Source organism: Roseofilum sp. (assembly GCF_982964205.1).
Genome location: NZ_CEZBFX010000110.1, coordinates 1 through 5,651, shown reverse-complemented (window position 1 = coordinate 5,651; position 5,651 = coordinate 1). Strand labels below are relative to the sequence as shown.

The 5,651-nt window shown below is 45.3% G+C and carries 6 protein-coding genes and 1 pseudogene; 6 read left to right on the top strand and 1 reads right to left on the bottom strand.

What is annotated here, in order from left to right; translation table 11 throughout:
- On the bottom strand, nucleotides 1-714 hold a 714-nt coding region (locus AC3A14_RS20165; RefSeq protein WP_487779127.1), incomplete at its 3' end, for a creatininase family protein.
- A gap of 186 nt (nucleotides 715-900) precedes the next feature.
- Between AC3A14_RS20165 and AC3A14_RS20160 the strand changes: the two genes are divergently transcribed.
- From AC3A14_RS20160 to AC3A14_RS20135, 6 genes and pseudogenes are all read left to right on the top strand, one after another.
- Complete coding sequence (locus AC3A14_RS20160; protein ID WP_271937384.1) at nucleotides 901-1,209, top strand: DUF6679 family protein; 309 nt, start codon at nucleotides 901-903, stop codon at nucleotides 1,207-1,209.
- A gap of 89 nt (nucleotides 1,210-1,298) precedes the next feature.
- On the top strand, nucleotides 1,299-1,421 hold the full coding sequence (locus AC3A14_RS20155) for a hypothetical protein (RefSeq protein ID WP_318719572.1): 123 nt from the start codon (nucleotides 1,299-1,301) through the stop codon (nucleotides 1,419-1,421).
- A 58-nt stretch (nucleotides 1,422-1,479) separates the two neighbouring features.
- Nucleotides 1,480-3,084 carry an MBL fold metallo-hydrolase gene (locus AC3A14_RS20150; protein ID WP_318734304.1) on the top strand — a complete coding sequence of 535 codons (1,605 nt, stop codon included), beginning with the start codon at nucleotides 1,480-1,482 and terminating at the stop codon, nucleotides 3,082-3,084.
- 108 nt (nucleotides 3,085-3,192) lie between these two features.
- Nucleotides 3,193-4,359: a ferrochelatase gene (gene hemH / locus AC3A14_RS20145; RefSeq protein ID WP_318699058.1), complete on the top strand. Its 1,167-nt coding sequence runs from the start codon at nucleotides 3,193-3,195 to the stop codon at nucleotides 4,357-4,359.
- Nucleotides 4,360-4,418: 59 nt separating this feature from the next.
- On the top strand, nucleotides 4,419-5,249 hold the full coding sequence (locus AC3A14_RS20140; RefSeq protein ID WP_318734301.1) for an AAA family ATPase: 831 nt from the start codon (nucleotides 4,419-4,421) through the stop codon (nucleotides 5,247-5,249).
- Between the two features lie 75 nt (nucleotides 5,250-5,324).
- A pseudogene (locus tag AC3A14_RS20135) lies at nucleotides 5,325-5,651 on the top strand (hypothetical protein); the annotation flags it as partial.

Below are 5,651 nucleotides of genomic sequence, written 5' to 3'. Positions count from 1 at the left end.
ACTCAGCTCTTCCACCGCTAACTCATAAAACTCCTTACCATGTTCTGGTGTGGCTAACGCAGGATTTGATCCCATGCGACCATCCGGATAATGGCGACGGAATTCTGCCGGGGTAGTGATGGGATGACCTTTGCCAACTTCTGGAGACAGGGGTGCAGTTTTAATCGAGTCGGGATAAACGTATTGAGTCAGTGCCACTTCGCTCGGTGTCGCGTGAGATCCTTCTTGATCGCCATATAACTCTTGGGCCCGTTTATAGACACTGCGACACATAAACCAGTTGGCTAAATGGCAGGTGACCTTTCCTTCGGGGTCGATGTTTAATTGGGCTAGATGGGTATAGACTTCAGAAAAGGCAGCTTTCATAGGAGCCATATTACCCCCATGACCATTGATAAAGAAGAATTTGGTAAACCCCGCTTGGGCTAAATAGGTAATATAGTCCTTAATCACCAAAATCAATGTAGAGGGTTGGAGGCTCATGGTTCCGGGAAAAGCCGTGTGATGGAGAGCCATACCAACATTGATGGTAGGGCCGACTAGGGCATGAGTTTTTTCACCGACTCCTTTGGCGATCGCCTCTGCACAAATAGCATCTGTACCAATCAAGCCCGTTGGCCCGTGTTGTTCCGTCGAGCCAATGGGCAAAATTAAACCTGTAGACTCTTTCAGGTAACCTTCGACTTCCGGCCAGGTGGAGAGATGGAGCAACATGAGACTAAAGGGCAGATAGGGCATCCTCTAGGGTAGCAAACTCTCCAGGTTCGGGGAAGAAGATTGGCTCAGACCAAAAAAAATGGCTCAATTTAGCAAATTTGCCCAAATTGTATGGTTCTATGGCTAGAATAAGCGATAACATTTGAGAAGCCCAATTATAAAGCCACATATCACTAGCCAATTATGCTACATCGCAAGATCTATCAACTCTGCTCCGAGGGTCGTGAAATCTGGATTTTCTTGCGAGACCAGCAACGCTGGATAGAACGCGCCCGCGTTCTAGAAATCGAAGGAGATTTAGTCACGATTCGGTATGAGACAGAAGAGGAGGATGAGATCTGTGCTTGGGAAGAAATGGTTCGCCTAGAAAGCATTGGTGCAGTCACCCAAAAGCTCTCTAATTTCCCCAAGGGCAATAGTGAATTCCTGGTCTCGGAAGAGTGCCCAGAAGCGGAACAAATCCAGCCACACCCGGAATCCAACTCTGATTAACGCAGAACGCATCTAAACCCTAGCGATCGCCCCTCGGCCTAATACGCTATCATTCACAACTGAAAACCTTAAATCATAATCACAAGACGATGGATATTAAATTGGTTTTAGTCATTCTTACTGTCATCTTTACCGTAACCACCTTATTTTTTGGCACCAAAAACGGGTTCTACGATTCTGACAACTACCACGGTAACGGTTCTGCCCATTAACCATCCGTAGGGTGGGCCGGGCAACAGTTGTATAATTTTAATACTATCGCTCATTCTCTTGCCCACCCTACTGGCGTATCAACTCTTGGTTACCCTTGAATGCATTCCCTACGGTACCGGTCAATCTGGGGATGGAGTCTGTCTACTGGTGCGGATAGGCCCCTATCGCATCTTACTTGACTGCGGTTTACATCAGATAGACCCCCTTCGTTCCATTGAGCCACCGGATATCGTCTTCTGTTCCCATGCCCATCCCGATCATTGTCGCGGCCTTCCCAGTTTATCGCTTCAGTTTCCGGATGTGCCGATTTATGGCAGTGAAGTCACCCGGCAACTCCTCTCTCTACATGGACTAGAACCGGAAAGCAGTCAGGCTTTAGAGTGGCGATCGCCCCAACTGCTCAAACCCCATCTAAGCGCCGAACTCTATCCCTGCGGTCATCTGCCTGGAGCCGCCTCCCTGCTGCTCACCTATACCGCTCCAGAGCGCCGCTACACCCTCTTCTACACCGGAGATTACTTTTCCTCCAACTCCCGGCTCGTAGAACGGATGCGGATTGAAGAAGTCCGGGGACTGCAACCGGATGTGCTGATTATCGAAGCCAGTTATGGAACCGCTCGTCATCCCAACCGCCGCCATCAAGAAAACCATCTAGCTTCGCGAATTTACACTATCCTGAAGCAGCAAAAATCAGTATTGCTACCAGTTCCCGTTCTCGGTCTCGGTCAAGAATTGCTGATGTTGCTGCGCTCTCACCATCAGTTTACGGGGCAAGATATCGATATTTGGGTTGATGAAACTATTGCCAGAGGTTGCGATGCCTACCTAGAGATTTTACCCCATCTGCCCAGCAATGTGCAAAATTTTGCCCAACATCAATCTCTCTTTTGGGATGAGCGCGTCCGTCCCCAATTGCGTCGGCTTCCATCCGATCGCAACTCGGGTCAACTTCCGCGATATCCCTCTATTGTTGTTGCCCATCGCCACTCGAATCTCCAGCAGTGGCTTGAACCTAACCCCGATCGCTGGTTAGTCTTGCTCTCTGAACATGCTGAAGATACGGCCCAACTGACCCAAACCTTAGACACCATTGAAGGTGTAAAACTTGAAACCTATCTGTTTTCCCAACATTGTGATGGTTTAGGAACCACCCAACTGATTCATAATATTCGTCCCCAACACATTATTTTTTTCCATGGCAGTTCTTCTTATCTAGAAGATTTAGCCGGTTTAGAAGAACTGCAAAATCGCTATCATCTCCATTGTCCTCAAGCGAATAAACGAGTAGAGTTACCTATCGGTGAGACCTTCATTCAACCAGCCGCTCCGGAAACCCATTATGAAGGAGAATTAACAGAACTAGAGACCACGGTTCAGATTGAGTTACCCGAACCCATTACCCGCGATCGCCGTTGGCAACACTTCAGCGACACCGGCATTCTGGAAGCCCGTTGGCAAGGAGAAGAGTTAGTGATTCGAGGTCTCTCTCAACGAGAATTGCTAGCCCAAGGGATGCCCAAAATGCCAGCAAATCTCGATTGTTGCGGCAACTGTGCCCATTATCGGGGACATCGCTGTTGGAACCCAGCCTCGGCCCTGTTTGAATTTCGCGTTAGTCCCGATGGCTTGTGTCCCGTCTTTGCCCATCACCGGGTTGAATAACCCTCTATCGCTAAACTTTCTCTCCTAGAGGTATGTTAAGAGAGAACTATTAATGTTAAAATCAGTAACAAAGATAAGATAGTTACTTACAAGGAAACCAAAGAAATTATGGGTCGTGTTGGGGTTTTGCTCTTAAATTTAGGTGGGCCGGAAAAACTAGAGGATGTTCGCCCGTTCTTATTTAATCTGTTTTCCGATCCAGAAATTATCCGATTGCCGGTGACCTGGTTACAGAAACCCTTAGCCTGGTTCATTTCCAGTAGTCGCTACAAGAAATCTCAAGAGAATTATAAGCAAATTGGGGGTGGGTCTCCATTACGCAAAATTACGGAAGAACAAGCGCAAGCCTTGGAAGCAAGTTTAGCTCAAAAGGGGCAAGAAGCGAAAATATATGTAGGAATGCGCTATTGGTATCCGTTTACGGAAGATGCGATCGCCGAAATCAAACAAGATAAAATCGATCATCTAGTCATTCTGCCCCTCTATCCCCAATTTTCCATTAGCACCAGTGGTTCAAGCTTCCGAGTCCTAGAAAAACTCTGGGAAGAAGACGCGGTACTAGGGAATAACATTAAATATAGCCTCATTTCCTCCTGGTACGATCGCCCCGGCTATCTCCAAGCGATGGCAGACTTAATTGCCCAACAATTAGACCAATTTGAACACCCCGATCGAGTGCATCTGTTTTTTAGTGCCCATGGGGTTCCCGTCAGTTATGTCGAAGAAGCAGGCGATCCCTATCAAAGAGAAATTGAAGCCTGTACATCCCTAATCGTCAAAACTCTTAACCGTCCCAATCCCCATACCCTAGCCTATCAAAGCCGCGTTGGCCCAGTGGAATGGTTACAACCTTATACAGAAGATGCTCTAGAAGAATTGGGAGAAAAACAAGTTAAAGATGTGCTGGTGATTCCCATTAGCTTTGTGAGCGAACATATTGAAACTCTACAAGAAATTGATATTGAATATCGAGAAGTCGCTGAAGAAGCCGGAATTACCAATTTCCGCCGCGTTCCTGCTCTCGATACCCATGCCGGATTTATTAATGATTTAGCTGACTTAGTGATTGATTCGCTCAACTCTCCGAGTCAGAAATTCTCCGATGTCGTGCGTCCTTCCGATCAATTAAAAATGTATCCTCAAGAGCGCTGGGAAATGGGCATCACCACCAGTGCCGAGGTCTGGAATGGTCGGTTAGCGATGCTGGGCTTCATTGCCCTACTGGTGGAATTATTCAGTGGTAAAGGCATTTTACATGCGATCGGTATTTTGTAGTAGGTTTTTCTAATACCATTGACCGATTACCCATTCCCAGCGCCAAGCGCTCTATACTCATGTATCCTCTAGACACGGTAACCATCCATCAATTTCGAGGACTACAAGATTTAGAACTCAAAGATCTCGGACAAATTAACCTTCTGGTTGGCATGAATAACTGTGGTAAAACCAGTGTTCTAGAGGTACTACTTTTGTATACCAATCCCCTAGACATTAAAACTTGGCTAACCTTATCCAGACTCAGAGAAGGTGCTATTAGACTCTCCAGTTCCAGGTTTGAATCTCTCCAATGGTTATTTCCGAAACAACCTCAAATACTCGAAGCAGAGTCAATTCCAACCGGAATTAAAATCTCCAGCCAAGGTGCTTCAGCAATTAAAGAGATCGCCATCAATTATCAAGATCGAGAAGAAATCCGCTTCTTTGTAAAACCTGAACCTGTGACTCCTGAAGATGTTTTTGAAGAATATGAAAAAGAATTTCAAGAAACCAGCTCTCGGTTAGAACTGGATATCGAAATAACACAAAACCCAAAATCCCCTAATCTGAAGGGTATGATTCCTGTAGGAGTAGGACGAAAGATTATATTTGAGGGTACGGGAAAAGCTTTGATTTTGCCCGAATCAAAAAAAGAATGGAAAAAATTTTCGTTACCCATCGATATTATAACCTCTGAGTCCCATCGTTCTAACTTTGGTCAACTTCGGCTACTATCCAAAGCAAACTTTGAAAATTTTAAGTCTGATGTCATCCAATTACTCAAGATTATGGATGAGGATATTGAAGATTTAGAAATATTGATCAATCCCCAAACAGTGAGTAATCAAGCCAGTATTTATATTCAACATAAGAAACTTAGTCTTCTATCGTTTAGAACAGGGCCATAATAAAACCAAAGTGACCAGACATCCTAGGGAGCGATTAAAAAGACTTCGAGAAAATTTAGGTCAGGAGGTGCGTTGGTGACCCAGAAATATGCCCTGATTGGAGTCGAAGGAAATCACGATCAGGCATTAATTGAGAAAGTCCTCAGAAAAATTTTGGGTTTCAAAAAAATCTCTGGTAATGAGCAGGATCTCGATCAATTTTGGCAAAAGTTTGTTCCTCAATATCCTCCCAAGCAAGGCAAACTCTATGTCAGATTAGATATGCCAACAATTTTACTCAAGGATACTCTTTCTGTGGCTATCTACGCAGGTGGTGGGAGCAATTTATCGATTAATCTAGAAGATACCCCTCTTCTTTCACTCTGGGAAGAGTATAATAAAGAAAAAAGGCTGAAAGCCCGA

Excerpts from the sequence above, each read along its gene's own strand:
- hemH (WP_318699058.1), top strand. The coding sequence starts at position 3,193 with ATGGGTCGTGTTGGGGTTTTGCTCTTAAATTTAGGTGGGCCGGAAAAA.
- AC3A14_RS20160 (WP_271937384.1), top strand. The coding sequence starts at position 901 with ATGCTACATCGCAAGATCTATCAACTCTGCTCCGAGGGTCGTGAAATC.
- AC3A14_RS20140 (WP_318734301.1), top strand. The coding sequence starts at position 4,419 with ATGTATCCTCTAGACACGGTAACCATCCATCAATTTCGAGGACTACAA.
- AC3A14_RS20155 (WP_318719572.1), top strand. The coding sequence starts at position 1,299 with ATGGATATTAAATTGGTTTTAGTCATTCTTACTGTCATCTTTACCGTA.